Source organism: Paraburkholderia sp. UYCP14C, from assembly GCF_004197395.1.
Lineage (GTDB): Bacteria > Pseudomonadota > Gammaproteobacteria > Burkholderiales > Burkholderiaceae > Paraburkholderia.
In genome coordinates this window covers 108,934-126,383 of record NZ_SELS01000010.1, presented here as the reverse complement: position 1 = coordinate 126,383, position 17,450 = coordinate 108,934, and the positions used below count along the sequence as shown (strand labels likewise).

Sequence of the window (17,450 nt, the reverse complement as noted above, 5' to 3'; positions counted from 1 at the left end):
CATCTTGGACAGGTAGTCGAAGCCTTAGTTTAGGCGAGCATGGAGTCCTTGTAAATCATAGACTTCCAGGTTCTTCAGATAACGAAGACCCTCCACCGCGGCACGCGCGCCCGACATCGTCGTGTAGTAGGTGACCTTGTTCGCCTGCGCACTCATGCGGATCGAACGCGAATCGGCGATCGCCGCGCGCGTTTCGTCGACCGTCGTGAAGACCAGCGCAATCTCGCCGTTCTTGATCATGTCGACGATGTGCGGACGGCCATCCTTCACCTTGTTGACGACCTTGACCGGCACGCCGGCCGCTTCGATCGCGGCAGCCGTGCCCTTGGTCGCGACGATCGGGTAGCCGAGCTCATGCAGCATGCGCGCGACTTCGACCGCCTTCGGCTTGTCGGCATCCATCACGGTCAGCAGCACCGTGCCCGATTCCGGCAGACGCGAACCCGCCGCGAGTTGCGACTTGAACAATGCCTCGCCGAAGGTCTGGCCGACACCCATCACTTCGCCGGTCGAACGCATTTCAGGTCCGAGTACCGGATCGACCGCCGGGAACTTGACGAACGGGAACACCGCTTCCTTCACGCTGAAGTACGGCGGCTCGACTTCCTTCGTCACGCCTTGCGCAGCGAGCTTCTGGCCGACCATCGCGCGCGCCGCGATCTTCGCGAGCGGCAGGCTGGTCGCCTTCGACACGTACGGCACCGTGCGCGACGCGCGCGGGTTCACTTCGAGCACGTAGATGATGTCTTCTTTCGAGCCATCAGCCTGCGGAACCTGCTGGATTGCGAACTGCACGTTCATCAGGCCGACCACGTTCAGCGCCTTCGCCATCGCGCCGGTCTGGCGCTTCAGTTCGGCGACGGTCGCCTTCGACAGCGAATACGGCGGCAGCGAGCAGGCCGAGTCGCCCGAGTGCACGCCCGCCTGTTCGATGTGCTCCATCACGCCGCCGATAAACACGGCTTCGCCATCCGAGATGCAATCCACGTCGCATTCGATCGCGTCGTTCAGGAAGCGGTCGAGCAGCACCGGCGAATCGTTCGACACCTTGACGGCCTCGCGCATATAGCGTTCGAGGTCGCGCGGTTCGTGGACGATCTCCATCGCGCGGCCGCCCAGCACGTACGACGGACGCACGACGAGTGGATAGCCGATTTCGTCGGCGAGCTTCAGCGCTTCGTCTTCGGCGCGTGCGGTGCGGTTCGGCGGTTGGCGCAGACCGAGGTCTTGCAGCAGCTTCTGGAAGCGCTCGCGGTCTTCGGCCGCGTCGATCATGTCCGGCGACGTGCCGATGATCGGCACACCGTTCGCTTCGAGATCGAGTGCGAGCTTCAGCGGGGTCTGGCCGCCGTATTGCACGATCACGCCGACCGGCTTTTCCTTGTCGACGATTTCGAGCACGTCTTCGAGCGTCAGCGATTCGAAGTACAGACGGTCGGAGGTGTCGTAGTCGGTCGACACGGTTTCCGGGTTGCAGTTGACCATGATCGTTTCATAGCCGTCCTCGCGCATCGCGAGCGCGGCGTGCACGCAGCAGTAGTCGAACTCGATACCCTGGCCGATCCGGTTCGGGCCGCCGCCCAGCACCATGATCTTCTTGTTGTTCGTCGGATTCGCTTCGCACTCTTCCTCGTAGGTCGAGTACATGTATGCGGTCTTGGTCGCGAACTCCGCCGCGCAGGTGTCGACGCGCTTGTACACCGGACGTACGTTCAGCTCGATACGGCGCGCGCGCACGTCCGCCGTCTTCGCGCCGAGCAGCTTGGCCAGACGCCGGTCCGAGAAGCCGCTCTGCTTCAGATACTTCAGCTCTTCCTTCGAGAGGCTCGCGAGCGTACGGCCGGCCAGCGCCTTTTCCTTCAGCACGATCTGTTCGATCTGCGCGAGGAACCACGGGTCGATCGCGGTCTCTTCGAAGATTTCCTGCGCGCTCATACCGACACGGAACGCATCGCCGACATACCAGATGCGATCCGGACCGGCTTCGCCGATCTCGCGGATGATCTCGTCGCGATTGCTGGTCTTTTCGTCCAGACCGTCGACCCCGACCTCGAGGCCGCGCAGCGCTTTCTGGAACGACTCCTGGAAGGTGCGGCCGATCGCCATCACTTCGCCGACCGACTTCATCTGCGTGGTCAGGCGCGAGTCGGCTTCGCGGAATTTCTCGAACGCGAAACGCGGGATCTTCGTGACGACGTAGTCGATCGTCGGTTCGAACGATGCCGGGGTCTGGCCGCCGGTGATTTCGTTCTTGAGTTCGTCGAGCGTGTAGCCGACCGCGAGCTTCGCCGCGACCTTCGCGATCGGGAAGCCGGTTGCCTTCGACGCCAGCGCCGACGAACGCGACACACGCGGGTTCATCTCGATCACGATCATCCGGCCGTCTTTCGGATTGATCGAGAACTGCACGTTCGAGCCGCCCGTGTCGACGCCGATCTCGCGCAGCACCGCGAGCGACGCGTTACGCAGGATCTGGTATTCCTTGTCGGTGAGCGTCTGCGCCGGCGCGACCGTGATCGAGTCGCCGGTGTGAATACCCATCGGGTCGAGGTTTTCGATCGAGCACACGATGATGCAGTTATCCGCCTTGTCGCGGACCACTTCCATCTCGTACTCTTTCCAGCCGAGCAGCGATTCTTCGATCAGCAGCTCGCGCGTCGGCGACAGGTCGAGACCGCGCTTGCAGATCTCTTCGAACTCGTCGCGGTTGTACGCGATACCGCCGCCCGAGCCGCCCAGCGTGAACGACGGACGGATCACGACCGGATAGCCGCCGCTGCCTGTTTCCGCGGCGATCTTCGCCTGCACCTGCAGCGCTTCTTCCATCGAATGCGCGGTGCCCGACTTGGCCGAACCGAGACCGATCTTGGTCATCGCGTCCTTGAACTTCTGGCGGTCTTCCGCCTTGTCGATCGCTTCCGGCGATGCGCCGATCAACTCGACGTCGTACTTCGCCAGCACGCCGTGCGCGTGCAGATCGAGTGCGCAGTTCAGCGCGGTCTGGCCGCCCATCGTCGGCAGGATCGCGTCCGGGCGCTCCTTCGCGATGATGCGCTCGACCACTTCCCACGTGATCGGCTCGATGTAGGTCACGTCGGCCGTGTTCGGGTCGGTCATGATCGTCGCCGGATTGCTGTTGACGAGAATGACCTTGTAGCCTTCCTCACGCAGCGCCTTGCATGCCTGCGCGCCCGAATAATCGAACTCGCACGCCTGGCCGATGATGATCGGACCCGCGCCGATGATGAGGATGCTCTTGATGTCTGTCCGCTTGGGCATAACGCTCTCGCTAATGTATTCCTGTGTCGACTGGAGTTGGCGCTTCAGCGCCTTACTCCAGTCCCATGCAACCCGGTTGCTATTCTTTCCGTCGGCGCGCGCCGTTTTCACGTTGCGCGCGCTGTTTCGCGGCGCGGCCGCCGCCAGGTGGACCGGGCCGCTGCGGCCGCCGCGAGCCGCTTTCGTTTCCGTCGGCGGCTGGCTTGTGCGGCCGGCCTTTACTGCTTCAAGCCGCTGCGCTCTTGCCGTTCTTGTGCGCGTCCATCAACGCGGTGAAGCGGTCGAACAGGTACGCGACATCGTTCGGACCGGGCGACGCTTCCGGGTGGCCCTGGAAGCAGAATGCCGGCTTGTCGGTCAGCGCAAAGCCCTGCAGCGTGCCGTCGAACAGCGACACGTGGGTCACGCGCGCGTTGGCGGGCAGCGTATCGGCATCGACCGCGAAGCCGTGGTTCTGCGACGTAATCACCACGCGGCCGTCTTCGAGATCCTTCACCGGATGATTCGCGCCGTGGTGGCCGGTCTTCATCTTCATCGTCTTCGCGCCGACCGCGAGGCCCATGATCTGGTGGCCAAGGCAAATGCCGAAGGTCGGAATGCCGCGCTCGATGAACTCCTTCGTCGCCGCGATCGCGTAGTCGCACGGTTCCGGATCGCCGGGGCCGTTCGACAGGAACACGCCGTCCGGGTTGAGCGCGAGCGCGTCAGCCGCGCTCGCCTGCGCCGGCAGCACGGTGACGTGGCAACCGCGCTCGGCCAGCATGCGCAGGATGTTCTGCTTGACACCGTAGTCGAATGCGACGACGCGGTACTTCGGCGCCTTCTGCTCGCCGTAGCCGCTGCCCAGTTGCCATTCGGTTTTGGTCCATTCGTAGGTGTCCTTCGTCGACACGACCTTCGCGAGGTCCATGCCGGCGAGGCCCGGGAACGAGCGCGCGAGTTCGATCGCCTTGGCTTCGTCGTCGGAACCGGCGAGGATCGCGCCGTTTTGCGCGCCCTTGTCGCGCAGCACGCGGGTCAGCTTGCGGGTGTCGATGCCGGCGATGGCGACCACGCCTTCGTCCTGCAGGTATTGCGAGAGCGTGCGCTCCATGCGGAAGTTCGACGCGAGAACCGGCAGATCGCGGATGATCAGGCCGGCGGCATGGACTTTCGTCGCTTCGACGTCTTCGGCGTTCACGCCGACGTTGCCGATATGCGGATACGTGAGGGTCACGATCTGGCGGGCGTAGCTCGGGTCAGTCAGGATTTCCTGATAGCCGGTGATGGCCGTGTTGAACACGACTTCACCGATGGTATGCCCGGGGGCGCCGATCGAATAACCACGAAAGACCGTGCCGTCGGCGAGCGCGAGTAGAGCGGGAGAAAATGACGGCAACACGGGAGACTCCTTGGGGGAACACCCTGTTGCCACCTGTCTATCCGATTGCAAGCCGCAGCGAAACACATCGTGGATGCGCGCGCAGACTCGCTCGCGAGCTGCCGGTGACGCTGCAAGGGGCGCGATGGGTCCATTGTGTGGACGACTCGGCTGGGTGCGGGGCCCTTCTTGCTACGCCAATGGCGCGCGGCGGATGAACGGTATGGGGGAGGTAGGCGCTAGGGTGCGGGTTGATAAGCTCAAACCTTGAAATTATAGCCTGAAACGGCCCTTCCCTCCAAATCTGAGATAGGGCGCAGACTTGAGGCGACGTGCGTGGCGGAGGGTCAAAGCGTTGCCAAGCGGCGTCGCGAGGGACTTGCCGGGCCAACCTATGCGGTAAGAGCACACGCTGTTGACGGGGGCGAAACACCCGTGGTGCCCCCTCCCTCCGATGCAAAACCCGTCGCGCGGCCGCTCACGCCTCCTGTTCCGCACCCATCTCGGCCGACCGGGCAAGTTGGCGCCCCGGCAATACGTACCAGATCGCGCTCAGCACCTGCAGCGCGACGAGGATTTCCCAAGCGGTCAGATGCGCGAGCGCCGGGTAATGCCCGCCGCTCGCCGGCCAGTGCGACAGCACCGCGCCAACGCCGATCTGAAAACCGAAGATCAGCAGAAAAATAATCAGCGTCAGCGTGGTGTTGACCCGGCCGATCATCTGCGGCGGGAAATGCCGCGCCATCACCGCGTAGCTCAGAATGCCAGTGCCGCCGAAGATTCCATAGGCGGCCCACAACAGGCTCGCCGGCAACGGCGCGTTGAACATGATCAGCATCTGCGTCAGCACGTACAGCGCCATGCCGATGCCGCAGAACGCGTACAGCGAGATGCCGCGCCGCTCGAGGCTGCGCGCCGCCGCGCCGAAACCGACGCAGCCGGCCATCATCGCGAAGCCGAGAATCGACACGAGCGCCGCCGCCTGGTGCGGCTCGAAGCCTTGTACATCGCGTAGCCACGCACCGACCCACAACGACTGCATCGCATAAAAGACGCCTTGCGTCACGACCGAGAACGACGCGATTTTCCAGAACGCCGCGCTGCGCAGGATGTCCCACGTGCCCTTGAACTGCGCGACCAGACTCGCCTGGCGATGCGTGTCGCGCGCGTCGGGCGCGAGCGTCCATTGCGCGAGCGCGACCACTACCGTCAGCACACCGAGCCCGACGCAGACCGTGCGCCAACTGGAAAAGCCCAGCACCCACGTGAGCGGCGAGCCGACCATCACGCCGCCAAAGCCGCCGATCGCCATGACCAGCCCGTTCATCAACGGCAGACGCGCGACCGGAAAATGCTGCGCGAGCGCCTTGAACGCGGCGCCGAGGCACACCGACACGCCGACCCCGATCAGCAGTCGCCCGACCATCATCATGCCGAGGCTGTGCGCGGCGCCGAATACCCAGATGCCGAGCGCGGCAAAGAGCAGCGTGGCGGCCGTCACGCGACGCGCGCCGAAGTGGTCGAGCAGTACGCCGGCGGGGATCTGCGCGCCCGCGAAACCGAGGAAATACAGACTCGTCAGCACACCCAGATCGGCGGCGGACAACCCAAGATCGCGCGTGATGAACGGCGCGAAACCGAGATTGACGCCGCGAAACACGTAAGAGACGAAGTAGCCGGCGGAAAAAAGCAGAAAGACGCGCAGTTGGGTCGACGACATAAATCAGGAAGTAAGCCTGGAAATGGCCTCAAGAACCAGGCCTGAGGGTCGGACGGTTCGGGACACAACGGCACCCCACGGCCAACGCGACCGCAGCACGAACAATAAAGTAAATACCGCAAACGCGCAGGAATCGTCGGCGCAATGAAAAACGCCGTCACCCTGAGGCGACGGCGTTGGATGAACACGGTGCGTGATCGGAGCGCAATCCATGCGCTGCCCCCGCAACGCATGTGGTCACTACCGTGGGAGCCGCTATTGGTCTATTTACCCTTCTTCTTCGCGTTGGCCACGGTCTTCGGGCGGCTCTCTGCCGTGGCCTTCGACGCCTTGCCGGGCACCGAGGCCGACACCTTCTCGACCTTCCCCTTGCTGGCAACGGGCGCCGCCGGCTTGTCGCTCTTGCCACCCGGCTCGGACACCTTGACGATCGCAGAGTGGCCGCGCCCCTTCTTTTTATCGTAGCGCGAATCGCCGTGTGTGTCTGCGACATGGACGCCGATCTTCTGCACACTGCCACCTTGCACGTCGGCGGCGATCTTTTCCGGACCCGGCTCGCTAGGAACCGGTTTGCCGACCGGCACGTGCAGCACGATCACCTGGCCACGCGAAACCTGATCGCGATGCGTCTTGTTCCAAGCCTTCAACTGACCGACCGACACGCCGTAGCGCAGCGCGATGGCGGCCATCGACTGATTGCGGCGCACGCGGATCAGCATCTTGCGCGTGTCGGGCACGTCGGGCTCCATCGCGAGCACCGCGCTTTCGGCGACGTCGGCGCTGATGTCCTCGTCGTCGTCCGAACCGCGCGGCACGACGATCGTCGAGCCCGGCTTCAGCCGCATGCCGACCGGAATCTTGTTCACTTCCATCAGCGTGTCGGGGTCGACGCCGATCTTCTGTGCAATCGCGGCGGGCGTCGCGCGTTCGTCGACCGTGTAGGTGGTCCAGGACGACAGCGAGCCGGAGTACGTTTTCAGATTGCGCTCGAACGCGGACGCGTTGTCGAAGGGCAACAGAATCTGCGGCTGCGTTGTGCCGAGAATCACCGGCTTCCTGAACGACGGGTTGAGCGAGCGGAACTCGTCCGTCGACATGTTGGCGAGCCGCGCGGCGACATCGACGTCGATGTCGTGCGAGGTCGTCACTGTAACGAAGTACGGGTGGTTCGGAATGGCCGGCAGCGTGAGCCCATACATCTGCGGGTTCATCACGAGGTTCTTGACCGCCTGCAGCTTCGGCACGTAGTTGCGCGTTTCGTTCGGCATGCGCAGGCTCATGTAGTCGGTCGGCAGACCCGCCGCCTCGTTCCGCGCGATCGCGCGCTGTACGTTGCCCTCGCCCCAGTTGTACGCGGCGAGCGCGAGTTGCCAGTCGCCGAACATGTCGTGCAGGTTCGACAGGTAGTCGAGCGCGGCACTGGTCGACGCGAGCACGTCGCGGCGCTCGTCCTGCCACATGTTCTGCTTCAGGTTATAGGTTCTGCCCGTACCCGGCATGAACTGCCACATACCCGCAGCCTTGGCGACCGACAAAGCCTGCGGGCTATATGCGGACTCGATGAACGGCAGCAGCGCGAGCTCGGTCGGCATATGGCGCGCCTCGAGTTCCTCGACGATGTGATACAGGTATTTCTGCGAGCGCTCGGTCATGCGCTGCACATAGTCGGGACGCTGCAGATACCAGTTGAGCTGCATGTCGACGAGGTCGCTCTGCAGGTCCGGCATCTGGAAGCCGCGGCGAATGCGGCCCCACAGATCGGCGTCCTGGCTCGTCAACTGATTGACGGAACCCTGGTCGACGTTGATGGTTTCTTTAGCGGTGGCGTTCTTGCGAAGGGCGTCGGCTACGGCTTGCTGGCTGGTGGCGTTATTCGTCATCGGTCCCTGACTCGCGCACGCGGCGAGTGTCAGGACTAATAACGCACTTAAGATGAATCGCATGAACGTCTCGGTTTCCACAAAAGGGCTGGAATTTGCAGCCGATAGTACGAAACGTCAACGTTTCCGTCAATTGGAATATTGCGAAAAAAATCAACCAAATCTGGGGCTTGGCGAATTTTTCCGATTCATCGCGTGAAGAACCGCCGAATGCGCTCCGGATCAACGAAAGCGGTTCTTCCATTCGCGCATCAATGTGAAGGCTTTCAGCCTATCAGACACCGTTTCGTGCAATTGTGCTTCGAGGTTCGACTGAATCGCCGGCTCCCCTGCGCGCAGAAACGGATTGACGGCGCGCTCGTGCGCGATCGTCGTCGGCAGCGTCGGCTGGTGGCGGGCTCGCAGTTCGTTCGCCTTGTCACGCCATGCCTGCAACGCGGCGTTGTGCGGCTCGCAAGCGAGCGCGAAGCGAATGTTCGACAGCGTATATTCGTGCGCGCAATGCACTTCGGTTGCGCCGGGCAGCGCGGCGAGCGCATCGAGCGAGTTCAGCATCTGCTGCGGCGTGCCTTCGAAGAGGCGTCCGCAACCGCACGCGAACAGCGTGTCGCCGCAAAACACGTGCGGTGTGCCGCGTGAATCCGCCGCCTGGAAATAAGCGATGTGTCCGCTCGTGTGCCCGGGCACCTCGAGCACGCTGAATTCGAGCGCGGGTGCCGTGATCGTCACGTGATCGCCGCTTTTGAGACGATGTGTGAGGTGCGCGATAGCTTCGCCGGCGGGGCCGTAGACCGGGACGTCCTGGCCGTTCAGCAGATCGGCCACCCCGCCGACGTGGTCTTGATGATGGTGCGTGAGTAAAATAGCGCTCAGCCGCCAGCCTCGTTGGGCCAGACAGGCGCGCACGGGGGCGGCTTCGCCCGGATCGACGACGACCGCGTGATGTCCGTCGGCGATGACCCAGATGTAATTGTCTTCAAACGCCGGGACCGGTACGTACTCGAGCGCATTCATAGGCGACGCATTCTTAATATGACTGACCGAGCGATTATAGACTGGCCCGCCTGGACCGATTCGCCGCCAGGCCGCTACGTGCTCGACTGGGAGCAAACCCAGCTCGATCGCGTGGTGTCGGACGTGTTCGGCTATCATGCGCTGCAACTCGGCCTGCCACAACTCGACGCGCTGCGCGAGAACCGCATGCCGTGCCGCGGCCTCGTGCTCGACGCAGCGAGCGGCGCGAGCGCGCCGTACACGTATCCGCGGTCTGCACGTCGTGGCAGCGTGAGCGACATTTGCGGCGCGGGCAACGTCGGCGGCGAGATTCCGGCCAACGCCGCGCCAGCCGCCCCCGGCCTGCACGCGCCGGCCGGACGCAGCGCGGTCTGGTGCGATTTGCTCGATCTACCGATCGAAGCGCAAAGCGTCGACCTGCTCGTGATGCCGCACACGCTCGAATTCACCAGCGATCCGCATCGGCTGCTGCGCGAAGCCGAACGCGTGCTGGTGCCCGAAGGCCAATTGATCATCCTCGGCTTCAACTCGTTGTCGCTGTGGGGCGTGCGGCAGTCGATCGGCAAGATGACGGGACGCCCGTTCGTGCCCTCGGCCGTCGACCTGATCGCGTTCACGCGTCTGAAGGACTGGATCAAGCTGCTCGGCTTCGACCTTGAACGCGGGCGCTTCGGCTGCTATCGTCCACCGCTCGCGAGCGATCAATGGCTCGCGCGCTATGGCTTCATGGAAGCCGCCGGCGACCGCTGGTGGCCGATTTTCGGCGCCACCTACATGATCAAGGCGATCAAGCGCGTGCGCGGCATGCGTCTCGTCGGGCCGCTCAAAGTGAAAAAGCCCGTGCTTGCGGCAGGCCTCACGCCCGCCGCCACCCCGAACACACGTAACCATACCGAATGACTCCGGATCACATCGACATCTATACCGACGGCGCCTGCAAGGGCAACCCCGGCCCTGGCGGCTGGGGCGCGTTGCTGCGCTTCGGCAGCCAGGAAAAAGAACTGTTCGGCGGCGAGGCCAACACGACCAACAATCGCATGGAGCTGATGGGCGTGATTTCCGCGCTCGAGGCGTTGAAGCGCCCGTGCAAGGCGGTCGTCCATACCGATTCGCAATACGTGCAGAAAGGCATCAGCGAGTGGATTCACGGCTGGAAGAAAAAAGGCTGGGTCACCGCGGCGAAGCAGCCGGTCAAGAACGCCGATCTGTGGAAGCGGCTCGACGCGCTCGTCGCGCAACACGAAATCGAATGGCGCTGGGTGCGCGGCCACAACGGCCACCCGGAAAACGAACGCGCCGACCAGTTGGCCAACCGCGGCGTGGCGTCGCTCGCCGAAATGTAAAGGGCCTGCGTGCATCGGCAACGACGCACGCCGCCCTCTTCGCTTTCTTTCTGCAATTTTTTTCGAAGCAGGCTAATCCGACATGCGTCAACTGATCCTCGACACCGAAACTACCGGCCTGAACCCGCGCGGCGGCGACCGGATTCTCGAACTCGGTTGCGTCGAGCTGGTGAACCGCCGGCTGACCGGCAACAACCTGCACTTCTATATCAACCCCGAGCGCGACAGCGATCCGGGCGCGCTCGCGGTGCACGGGCTGACCACGGAGTTCTTGAGCGACAAGCCGAAGTTCGGCGAGATCGTCGACCAGTTCCGCGACTTCATCCAGGACGCGGACCTGATCATCCACAACGCACCGTTCGACATCGGCTTTCTCGACGCCGAGTTCGCGCTGCTCGGTCTGCCGCCGGTGAGCACGCACTGCGGCGAGATCATCGACACGCTCGCGCAAGCCAAGCAGATGTTCCCCGGCAAACGCAATTCGCTCGATGCGCTGTGCGACCGCTTCGGCATCAGCAACGCGCACCGTACGCTGCACGGCGCGCTGCTCGACTCGGAACTGCTCGCCGAAGTCTATCTGTCGATGACGCGCGGCCAGGAAAGCCTCGTCATCGACATGCTCGGCGAAACGCAGGCCGGCGGCGATACGCATGCGCCGCGGGTGGCGCTCGACTCGCTGGAGCTGGTCGTGATCGCCGCGAGCGACGAGGAAAGCGCCGCACACGAAGCCGTGCTCGACAGCCTCGACAAAGAGATCAAAGGCGCGAGCGTATGGCGCGTTGAACCCGCGCCAGCAATGGATGAGCAAACTGCTTAAAAAAGACTAGACGAACCCTAAATTCCCTGACATAATCTCAATCTCTTCGGGTGGTTAGCTCAGCGGTAGAGCACTGCCTTCACACGGCAGGGGTCACTGGTTCGATCCCAGTACTACCCACCAGATTCTTGGTGTGTCGATCACCGAAGACAAAAGGGCTTACGCAGCAATGCGTAAGCCCTTTTTCTATTGTCCGGCGCTACATCGCGCGTGCCCATGCGGGCTACCGCTGGCTGTAGAACCACGTCGTTCCGTAGGTTGGCGAGCGCCCCGCCCTGTTGCTATATTCGGCAGACGGGTATTCGCCCGGTCCGGCTCCGTCCGGTTTCTCCATCTTGAACCATCTCAGGGAGGCGCCACATGTTCGCTGTGCAGCGCGCGTTCCCTCGCATGGTTCCACGGCCGTCGGCCCGTCCGCCACGACCGATGCGACCTTGAAAGCCGCAGCGTCGTAGCTGGTACAAAGCCGCCTCGACAGGCGCGCCGCGTTCATCCCAGACAGTCCGTTGTTCCGTTGCCGTTGTTTGCCGTCGCATTTTTCGCGCAGTCCCGCGCGCGTTCCGGCATTCGCTGGCTGTCTACTCTTTTTCGCTTCTGACTGGAACCTCGGCGCGCTCGTGCGTCGCCGGGTCGAAAGCAAATGGCCAACAGAAAACTCGACTTTCGCGGACAAGCCTTCAAGGATGTCCTCGGCTTCACCTTCCGTCACTGGGCGCAACAGCCGTGGCGCATCGTCGTGATCGCGGCGCTCGCGCTGTTCACGGCGGGCGCGGACATCCTGACCCCGGTCTTCGCCGGACGTCTCGTCGACGCGATCGCGTCCGGTCCGGCGACGTTGGCGCCCGTCTGGCATCACGCGCTCCAGGCCTTCGGCGTGCTCGCCGCGCTCGGGCTCACCGCGACGCTGCTGCGCCAGGGGGTGTACTTCAACATCATCCGTTTCACGCTGAAGATGATGAGCGAGATCGCCGTGCGCGCGTTTCATCGCGTGCAGCGCTTTTCGACCGACTGGCACGCGAACAGCTTCGCCGGCTCGACCGTGCGCAAGATCACGCGCGGCATGTGGGCGCTCGACCTGCTGAACGACACGCTGCTTATCGCACTGCTGCCGTCGCTCGTGATGCTGGTCGGCGCGACCATGCTGCTCGGCTGGCGCTGGCCGATGATGGGCGTCGTCGTCGGCATCGGCTCGCTGCTGTACATCGGCGTGACCGTGACGGTGTCGCTCGGCTTCGTCGCACCGTCCGCGCGTCTCGCGAACGCGTGGGATACGCGCATGGGCGGTGCGCTCGCCGATGCCGTCAGCTGCAACGGCGTCGTCAAGGCTTTCGGCGCGGAAGCGCGCGAGGAAGCGCGCCTCGCGCACGTGATCGGCAAATGGCGGCAGCGCACGCGCCGCACGTGGGTGCGCGGCACGCTCAACGGCGGACTCCAGGGCGGCATGCTGGCCGCGATCCAGGCCGCGATTCTCGGCGTGGCGCTGCTGCTGTGGGCGCGCGGCGAAGCGAGCGTCGGCGACATCACGTTCGCGCTGACGATGTTCTTCATGCTGCAAGGCTATCTGCGCGACATCGGCATGCACATCCGCAACCTGCAGCGCTCGGTCAACGACATGGAGGAACTGGTGTCGCTCGAGAGCCAGCCGCTTGGGATCGAGGATCGTCCCGGCGCCGGCCCGATCGCGATCCGCAACGGCGAGATCCGCTTCGAGCACGTGTCGTTTCACTATGGCGCGCATAGCCGGCCGCTCTACGACGACTTCTCGATACGCATCGCGCCGGGCGAGCGCGTCGGGCTGGTCGGCCATTCCGGCTCGGGCAAGACGACCTTCATCAAGCTGATCCAGCGCCTTCACGACATTTCGGGCGGCCGGATCACGATCGACGGTCAGGACATCGCGCAGGTCCAGCAGACGTCGCTGCGCAGCCAGATCGCGATCGTGCAGCAGGAGCCGGTGCTGTTTCACCGCTCGCTTGCCGAGAACATCGCGTATGGACGACCCGGCGCGAGCCGCGCCGACATCGAGCGGGCCGCGCGGCTCGCGAGCGCGCACGACTTCATCGCCGCGCTGCCGAATGGCTACGACACGCTGGTCGGCGAACGCGGCATCAAGCTATCGGGCGGCGAGCGCCAACGTGTCGCGATCGCGCGGGCGTTCCTCGCCGACGCGCCGATCCTGATTCTCGACGAAGCCACGTCGAGCCTCGACAGCGAAAGCGAAGTGCTGATCCAGCGCGCGATGGAGCGGTTGATGCAGGGGCGCACGACACTGGTGGTCGCGCATCGGCTATCGACGGTGCGTGCGCTCGACCGGCTGCTGGTGCTCGACAAGGGCAAGGTGATCGAGGAAGGCAGCCACGACGCGCTGATCAAACGCGACAACGGCCTGTACCGTCGCTTGTTCGAGCGTCAGGCGCTGGAGTTGATCAAGGGTCTCGGCGAGCCGGAACTCGCGCGCGAAACGGCAAGGGTCAAAGCCGACCGGGTCGACGATTCCGGCTTGCTGGTCGGCTAGCACGAGACGGGGGCGCACTGGCCGACGTAGCCAGCGGCGCCACACCTGAGGCCACCTACCCGCCGCAATAAAAGGTCCGCCGGGCTAGACCACGCCGGCGGGCAGCCCGATGCCGCGCGCCATGCCGGTCGCGGCAAACACCATCAGAACCAGCAGCACGGTCTGGATCACATTGAAATGCGCGTAGGAACGCGCCTTTTTCAGATTCGGCGCCGCGCCGCTGCGGATCGACGCGCGCCAGCGCATCAGGCCGAGCATCGTCGGCACTTCGAGGATCAGGATCAGCACCAGCAAAGCCATCTTCACGTGAAAGAGCGGCTCGTGCAGGTAGTAGTCGGCGCCCTTCTCATAGCTGCCGAACACACGCATCAGGCCGGTCACGATCAGCACCAGTCCGGCGATGCCCCAGCGTGAATCGGCGCGGAACACCGAACGCAATGCGGCGGGCACCGACGCGCGACGCAGCGACCACGTGCGCCTGAGAATCGACGCGAGCGCAAAGCCATAGGCGAGCAGATGAAGGGCGGCAAGCAACCAGCGAACCAGCATGGCGACTCCTGCGAAAGACGCGATACGATCGATGAGTGTCCCACTCGCCCGCCTGCAGGCCGGGCGCCTTGATTGCATTATCGACGAAGCAACGCTCCGGGATGCGTGCATCGGCCACGCGATGTGAGCGACAGCACAAAACGTGCAGCGTCAGACCTGGCGCAGCGTCGTGTCGAGCGCGCGGGCGGCGACGCGATCGCCTTCGGTCGTCAGCGGGGCACGGAAAACGGTCTGCCGGTTATGCCCTGCGGCGGCGGGCGAATCCCACAACAACTCGACCTTCGGACGAACGCCGAACACGCTGCGCGCAAGCGATGGCGCCGCGACCGACGCCATCGGCGCCGCTGACGCGCCGGCCTCGCCCGCCGCACCGAACGCGACCGCGGGGGTGGGCGCCGGCGTCGGCCGCACGTCCGGTCCGTTATCCCAGCGCACCGACAATTCGCGTGCATCGTATTGCCCGACCTTGCGCCGCTCGGCCCAGACAACCACGGTGCGCGTCACCGGATCGAGCGACACCGCATAGCGGCCGATCGCAAAGCGCCGCGCCGCCACATTGGTGCGCCACAGCGGCAGCGGCCGGCAAATCCACAGGACGATCGCATACAGCACCGGCGCCGCGACGAGCCAGCCGTTGGTGGCCGCGACCGCCTGCACCGCGCGACGCCAGCCGGCGCTCGCGACGAACGCGCCGACCGACCACAGCGCAAACAGAAACCCGAGGAACGCGAACAGGCGCAGCGCCTGACGCAGCCATTGCGGCAGCGGATGAAACGGACGCTCGGCGACGGCGCGCGCGCCCGGCAGGAAGATCAGCAGGAACAGGAAGACGAGGTTGATGCATGCCCAAGGTGACGACGCCATCGCGGTCAACGCGGTGGACAGGTTCATCTGGGACATCGAAAAAAACCAGCGGGCGGCGAGCACGAGACCGATGGCGCGTAACGTAAAAATCGTTCCGGCGCCGGGCGCCGCGTTCGCACGCGTCTCTTTCGTTCTCGGCAAGGCATCCTCCTGTCGTCGGCGGCGCCGCAGCCCATTTTGCGGCACGGCCATTATAGGGATATTACCGAGACTGGCTCGTTCGCGCCGCGCGGAATCCCGCATTTTCCGTTGCGCGCCGACGAAAACTGCGGCGCGCATGCAACAACGCCCCGCCGGCAACGGGCCAGCGGGGCGTCAAGGGCAGCGAAGGAAGCGTACGACGCGCTCCTGCCGCCAGCGTTTGTCTACTGCGAATCAGCTGAGGCGCATCAACCGTCGATCAGCCTGCGTTGACTTCGCGCAGCACCGTGCGATGCTTGCGGCGCAGCAGCTCTTCGTACGTGGCGACGTAGTTCTGCGCCATCACCTTCGACGAGAAACGTGCCTCGAACGCCTTGCGCACGCCAGCGCGCGGCAGCGTGTGCAGACGCTTGATGGCCGCGACCGCGCTGATTTCGTCTTCGACGACGAAACCCGACACGCCGTTTTCGATCACTTCCGGCACCGAACCGCGGTTGAACGCAATCACCGGCGTACCGCACGCCATTGCTTCGATCATCACGAGGCCGAACGGCTCCGGCCAGTCGATCGGGAACACCAGCGCATGCGCGTTGCCGAGGAACTCACGCTTTTCGGCTTCGCCGATTTCGCCGATGTACTCGACGTGCGGGAGCGCCATCAGCGGCTTGATCACTTCTTCGTAGTAAGCACGGTCGGCCTTGTCGATCTTGGCGGCGACCTTGAGCTTCATGCCTGCCTGGCCGGCGATGCGGATCGCGCGGTCGAGACCCTTCTCCGGCGAGACGCGGCCGAGGAATGCGAGGTAGCCCGGTTCGACGTCGGGGATCGGCGTGAGCACGTTTTCCGGCAGACCGTGATAGACGGTTTGCAGCCAGTTCGCCTGTTGCAGCGGGATGCGCTGGTTGTCGGAAATCGACACGACCGGCACGTCGTTGAACGTATTGAAGATGGGCTGCAGTTCCGGCAGATCGAGACGGCCGTGCATCGTGGTCAGGAACGGCACCGGCTGACGCGCGAACAGCGAGAACGGGTAGTAGTCGATGTGGAAGTGCAGCACATCGAATTCGTCCGCGCGACGGCGCACTTCTTCGAGCAGCAGCATGTGCGGCGCCATCACGTCGCGAATCGTCGGGTCGAGGCGCAGCGCCTGCGGCCAGAAAGCTTCGAGCTTCGCCGAGGTTTGCGAATCACCGCTTGCAAACAGCGTGACGTCGTGGCCCAGCTCGACCAGCGCCTCGGTCAGATTGGACACCACGCGTTCCGTACCACCGTACAGCTTGGGAGGAACCGCCTCGTGCAGCGGAGCGATTTGAGCGATTCGCATATTGACGAACTCCTAGTAAAAAATCAGGCAAAAGTACTGCATTTGGAAAAAGCGACTCGCTTGCTCGCCAGGGCAGTCTGGCCGGAGATGCCGGCGCGGGCCTGATTCTTTCGAGAAATCCTGCGATGGATCGCTTGGGTAACGAGCCCAGACAAGTGGATCAGTGTCTGCGCATGTGCGAGTAAACGCGCACCGTGCACCTACGTTGACAAACTGTCAGAAATTTTGCCGGGCTAACGAGCACGCATTATCGGTGCCCGAATTGTTGCCGCACCACGGCATTTCAAAGTCTTTATGTTGTTACAAACGCGAAACACTTTGCAAACCCTTGTTTTCTAAGACAGTTCTACAGTGTCCACGAGGTTTCGCGAGGCACGGCGGTACCGTGTTCGTGAGCTCTCGTGCATCGACCTCGCCGGTAGGAACTACAAAATTGCCGCGGCGCGGTTGAATGCAATTTGTAATTATATCTCGAAAATATCCGCAATCTGCCTGAATCGCCCGCCGGCTGGTGCGTCGAGACGACGCAGATCGCGGAGGTCCATCGCGAAATCAATCGCGTCAAAGCCCGGATACACAGGGCGCAATCGTCATTGCATGTTTACAATGCGAAGCATCGGCTTCGCGCAGAGACATGCTTGTCC

Annotated in this window: 12 protein-coding genes and 1 tRNA gene; 5 read left to right on the top strand and 8 right to left on the bottom strand. The window is 63.8% G+C overall.

Annotation, left to right across the window (positions count from 1 at the left end; genetic code table 11):
* Window positions 1-24 precede the first annotated feature (24 nt).
* From carB to gloB, 5 genes are all read right to left on the bottom strand, one after another.
* Window positions 25-3,279 (bottom strand): carbamoyl-phosphate synthase large subunit, encoded by a 3,255-nt coding sequence (gene carB / locus EVC45_RS12085; RefSeq protein WP_129958215.1) that lies wholly within the window; start codon window positions 3,277-3,279, stop codon window positions 25-27.
* A 226-nt stretch (window positions 3,280-3,505) separates the two neighbouring features.
* The gene (gene carA / locus EVC45_RS12080) at window positions 3,506-4,660 is read right to left on the bottom strand and encodes a glutamine-hydrolyzing carbamoyl-phosphate synthase small subunit (RefSeq protein ID WP_129958214.1); all 1,155 of its coding nucleotides are present in this window, start codon (window positions 4,658-4,660) and stop codon (window positions 3,506-3,508) included.
* 457 nt (window positions 4,661-5,117) lie between these two features.
* Window positions 5,118-6,359, bottom strand: coding sequence for a nitrate/nitrite transporter (locus EVC45_RS12075; protein WP_129958213.1), 1,242 nt, complete (start codon window positions 6,357-6,359; stop codon window positions 5,118-5,120).
* A gap of 263 nt (window positions 6,360-6,622) precedes the next feature.
* Window positions 6,623-8,302 carry a transglycosylase SLT domain-containing protein gene (locus EVC45_RS12070; protein WP_129958212.1) on the bottom strand — a complete coding sequence of 560 codons (1,680 nt, stop codon included), beginning with the start codon at window positions 8,300-8,302 and terminating at the stop codon, window positions 6,623-6,625.
* A gap of 159 nt (window positions 8,303-8,461) precedes the next feature.
* Window positions 8,462-9,253 carry a hydroxyacylglutathione hydrolase gene (gene gloB / locus EVC45_RS12065; protein WP_129958211.1) on the bottom strand — a complete coding sequence of 264 codons (792 nt, stop codon included), beginning with the start codon at window positions 9,251-9,253 and terminating at the stop codon, window positions 8,462-8,464.
* Between the two features lie 18 nt (window positions 9,254-9,271).
* On the opposite strand from gloB, the gene EVC45_RS12060 reads away from it, so the two are divergent.
* The 5 genes from EVC45_RS12060 (at window position 9,272) to EVC45_RS12040 (ending at window position 13,928) form a co-directional block, all read left to right on the top strand.
* A complete protein-coding gene (locus tag EVC45_RS12060) occupies window positions 9,272-10,153 on the top strand; it encodes a class I SAM-dependent methyltransferase (RefSeq protein ID WP_129958210.1) in 882 nt (293 codons plus the stop codon).
* Window positions 10,150-10,596 carry a ribonuclease HI gene (gene rnhA / locus EVC45_RS12055; RefSeq protein WP_129958209.1) on the top strand — a complete coding sequence of 149 codons (447 nt, stop codon included), beginning with the start codon at window positions 10,150-10,152 and terminating at the stop codon, window positions 10,594-10,596. The genes EVC45_RS12060 and rnhA overlap by 4 nt, the downstream gene beginning before the upstream one ends.
* A gap of 82 nt (window positions 10,597-10,678) precedes the next feature.
* Window positions 10,679-11,413 carry a DNA polymerase III subunit epsilon gene (dnaQ, locus tag EVC45_RS12050; RefSeq protein WP_129958208.1) on the top strand — a complete coding sequence of 245 codons (735 nt, stop codon included), beginning with the start codon at window positions 10,679-10,681 and terminating at the stop codon, window positions 11,411-11,413.
* A 48-nt stretch (window positions 11,414-11,461) separates the two neighbouring features.
* Window positions 11,462-11,536 (top strand) — tRNA-Val (locus EVC45_RS12045).
* Between the two features lie 517 nt (window positions 11,537-12,053).
* Entirely contained in the window at window positions 12,054-13,928 is a 1,875-nt protein-coding gene (locus EVC45_RS12040; RefSeq protein ID WP_129958207.1) for an ABC transporter ATP-binding protein, read from the top strand.
* Window positions 13,929-14,012: 84 nt separating this feature from the next.
* Here the strand turns inward: EVC45_RS12040 and EVC45_RS12035 are convergent, their stop codons facing one another.
* The 3 genes from EVC45_RS12035 to EVC45_RS12025 form a co-directional block, all read right to left on the bottom strand.
* Window positions 14,013-14,477: a DUF2214 family protein gene (locus EVC45_RS12035; RefSeq protein ID WP_129958206.1), complete on the bottom strand. Its 465-nt coding sequence runs from the start codon at window positions 14,475-14,477 to the stop codon at window positions 14,013-14,015.
* Window positions 14,478-14,627: 150 nt separating this feature from the next.
* Window positions 14,628-15,482, bottom strand: a complete 855-nt coding sequence (locus tag EVC45_RS12030) for a hypothetical protein (RefSeq protein ID WP_129958205.1) — start codon at window positions 15,480-15,482, stop codon at window positions 14,628-14,630.
* A gap of 259 nt (window positions 15,483-15,741) precedes the next feature.
* Window positions 15,742-16,806 (bottom strand): glycosyltransferase family 4 protein, encoded by a 1,065-nt coding sequence (locus EVC45_RS12025; protein ID WP_129958204.1) that lies wholly within the window; start codon window positions 16,804-16,806, stop codon window positions 15,742-15,744.
* Between the last annotated feature and the right edge of the window lie 644 nt (window positions 16,807-17,450).

Excerpts from the sequence above, each read along its gene's own strand:
- carB (WP_129958215.1), bottom strand. The coding sequence starts at position 3,279 with ATGCCCAAGCGGACAGACATCAAGAGCATCCTCATCATCGGCGCGGGT.
- EVC45_RS12075 (WP_129958213.1), bottom strand. The coding sequence starts at position 6,359 with ATGTCGTCGACCCAACTGCGCGTCTTTCTGCTTTTTTCCGCCGGCTAC.
- EVC45_RS12070 (WP_129958212.1), bottom strand. The coding sequence starts at position 8,302 with ATGCGATTCATCTTAAGTGCGTTATTAGTCCTGACACTCGCCGCGTGC.
- gloB (WP_129958211.1), bottom strand. The coding sequence starts at position 9,253 with ATGAATGCGCTCGAGTACGTACCGGTCCCGGCGTTTGAAGACAATTAC.
- EVC45_RS12060 (WP_129958210.1), top strand. The coding sequence starts at position 9,272 with ATGACTGACCGAGCGATTATAGACTGGCCCGCCTGGACCGATTCGCCG.
- rnhA (WP_129958209.1), top strand. The coding sequence starts at position 10,150 with ATGACTCCGGATCACATCGACATCTATACCGACGGCGCCTGCAAGGGC.
- dnaQ (WP_129958208.1), top strand. The coding sequence starts at position 10,679 with ATGCGTCAACTGATCCTCGACACCGAAACTACCGGCCTGAACCCGCGC.
- EVC45_RS12040 (WP_129958207.1), top strand. The coding sequence starts at position 12,054 with ATGGCCAACAGAAAACTCGACTTTCGCGGACAAGCCTTCAAGGATGTC.
- EVC45_RS12035 (WP_129958206.1), bottom strand. The coding sequence starts at position 14,477 with ATGCTGGTTCGCTGGTTGCTTGCCGCCCTTCATCTGCTCGCCTATGGC.
- EVC45_RS12025 (WP_129958204.1), bottom strand. The coding sequence starts at position 16,806 with ATGCGAATCGCTCAAATCGCTCCGCTGCACGAGGCGGTTCCTCCCAAG.